Annotated in this window: 4 protein-coding genes; all 4 read right to left on the reverse strand. The window is 45.9% G+C overall.

Annotation, left to right across the window (positions count from 1 at the left end; translation table 11 throughout):
* Nucleotides 1-876, reverse strand: an 876-nt coding sequence (gene ccmI, locus ACI2IW_RS13905; protein WP_404693960.1) for a c-type cytochrome biogenesis protein CcmI, incomplete at its 3' end; no start/stop codon positions are given.
* On the reverse strand, nucleotides 873-1,424 hold the full coding sequence (locus ACI2IW_RS13910) for a cytochrome c-type biogenesis protein (RefSeq protein WP_191114791.1): 552 nt from the start codon (nucleotides 1,422-1,424) through the stop codon (nucleotides 873-875). The genes ccmI and ACI2IW_RS13910, both read right to left, overlap by 4 nt.
* Nucleotides 1,421-2,071: a DsbE family thiol:disulfide interchange protein gene (locus ACI2IW_RS13915; RefSeq protein ID WP_105244428.1), complete on the reverse strand. Its 651-nt coding sequence runs from the start codon at nucleotides 2,069-2,071 to the stop codon at nucleotides 1,421-1,423. The genes ACI2IW_RS13910 and ACI2IW_RS13915 overlap by 4 nt, the downstream gene beginning before the upstream one ends.
* A partial coding sequence (locus ACI2IW_RS13920) for a cytochrome c-type biogenesis CcmF C-terminal domain-containing protein (RefSeq protein WP_404693961.1) occupies nucleotides 2,064-2,354 on the reverse strand: 291 nt, incomplete at its 5' end. The genes ACI2IW_RS13920 and ACI2IW_RS13915, both read right to left, overlap by 8 nt.

Genomic DNA, 2,354 nt, shown 5'->3' on the forward strand with positions numbered 1-2,354 from the left:
TAAGCTTGCTAAAGCTTTAGTATGATCACCTGGTTTGGCCACAATGCTGCCTTGTAAGCGTTTAATCCAACCTTGCGCTTGGGCAAAGTTACTACCACGTGCCTCACCCATTGCCATTAGCATCTGCGCACCTTCATGCTGTGGATTTTTGGCAAGGACATCTTGTAATACACGGCGGCTACTGGCATCAAGCTGACCTTTATTGGCAAAAAAGCTAATCTGCGCATAAGTGGTCGCAATCTCTTCATTGTCTGGTGACAGACGGTAAGCGCGTGACAAAGCTTCAATCGCTGAGTCGGTAGCTTCAAGCGATAAAAACAGCTCTGACAAACGCATCCAGCGATCAGGATCATCGGCATGACGATAAACGTTGGTCTGCATCGCGCTGATAAGCTGCTGGCCGTTTTCGATTGCCCATACAGGTGGCTGATCGATTTTGCCAGTCAACAAGTCATCAGCGACTTTTCCGACCTTGTCTTCGGCCGTCCACAGATCAAACACAGGCGTTCGGTCACCCACCATCAGATACGCCAGCGCAGCCAATACAGGCACCCAAACCATGAGGATCAAGCGGCTTTTGATACCAGGGGTGACCATCGGCGTGACTTCACGCTGGGCATCCAATAGCTGACGCTCCAGTTCCAGCTTTTGATTTTGATAATGGCTATTATTAATAGTACCGCTGTCTTTATCTGTTTGTAGCTCAGCTAAACGTTCGCGAAATACTGCAACATTAATATCTAGCAGTTGATTGTCTATTGGTTTGGACTGCAAACGCGGTGCTCGTAGCCATGGCATAATAGCAATTAGCGCAAATATAAGAGCAATCAGCAAGCTTAGAGCTACAAATAAGCCAAAAGTAGAAAATAGAGTCATTTTTTGTCCTCTATGCTAGTAATATCGTGGTCGACATTCTCAGCTTGCGATAATAGACGATCAAGCTCAGCCTTTTCCGCAGAGGTCAAGGCAGCAGTACTGTTCACTGTAACGCCGTTTTGGCCACGGGCGACAACTTGGCGGCGTTTACTTTGCCAAAACCACCCTATCAATAATACGATCAGTAGCAATGGCGGAAAAAACCATAAAATCCATGTCGATGGACGTACAGGCGGCTTGTAGCTGATAAAATCGCCGTAGCGCTCTTGCATATAATCCCGGATTTCCGCATCACTACGTCTGTCTTTAATCAAATCATAGACTTTTTGCTTTAAGTCTTGGGCAATCGGCGCATCAGAACCTGCCAAGTTTTGGTTTTGGCATTTCGGGCAACGTAGCTCTTCGATTAGCCCTCGATATTGGGCTTCTTGTTGTGCAGAGTCAAAATCATATACCTCTATCGCCGCATAGCTGGTCACACTTAGGAGACAGGCAAGTATTAAGCTCGCTACTTTTATCGTAACGGCCTTTATTGAACGGGCTATCATTTGCACACCTCTTCAACCTGAATCGCATCTGGACTGACGTTATTATCATTGGCATCATTGAGTACCGTTAAGCAAGGCTCAATACGATCTTGCCAGTTACTCTCGTTAATCTCACCAACAATGTGCTGGCGAATAACGCCTTCACCATCGACAGTGAAAGTCTCAGGCGCACCCGTCAACCCTAAGTCCAAGGCAAACTGGCCGGACAAATCCTGAATAGACATCGAAAAGGGATCACCGCCTCGGTTGAGATAGCTGAGCGCATCACCGATATCGTCTTTATAATTCACGCCAACCAGATTGACACCACGCTCTTCTAGTTGCATCAAAAAAGGATGCTCAATAACGCAAGTTGGGCACCAAGAGCCCCAAATATTCATCAAAAAGGGCTCATCAGGTAAGTTGTCATTGGTCATGATCCGACTGGTATCGGACAACAATGGCAGCTCAAACGCTGGTACTGGGCGTTCAAGCGCGGTATTGGTTACGATTTCAGTCGGCTGCCCCAAACGAAAATAAAGCATAACCATAACAGCAGCAAAGATGATCAGCGGGATCAAAAACCATATTCTAAATTGGCTTTTTTTCATTGTTCGATTACCTTTTGTTTCAGGGGGTTGCTCGGAAAAATGATTAGACTTAGTCATTTTGCTTCTCCCCTATTAGTGTCGTGTTATTAGTAGTGCTTTTAACATCTAAATCAGTAACCGTCGTAAAGCCTGACTTACTCGCTGCAATTTGTGCAGGGGTCTTGGATGTTTTGAGACGATAGCGCCTATCAAGCATACTCAGCAGACCACCCAATGCCATAATAATAGCGCCGAGCCATATCCAACGAATTAATGGTTTTACATAAATCCTTAATGCCCATTGGTTACTACCATCGGCAATAGGTTCGCCCAGTGCGACATAAACATCGCGCATAAGACT

The organism is Psychrobacter sp. NPDC078501, from assembly GCF_044900935.1.
In the GTDB taxonomy this organism is placed as follows: Bacteria; Pseudomonadota; Gammaproteobacteria; order Pseudomonadales; family Moraxellaceae; genus Psychrobacter.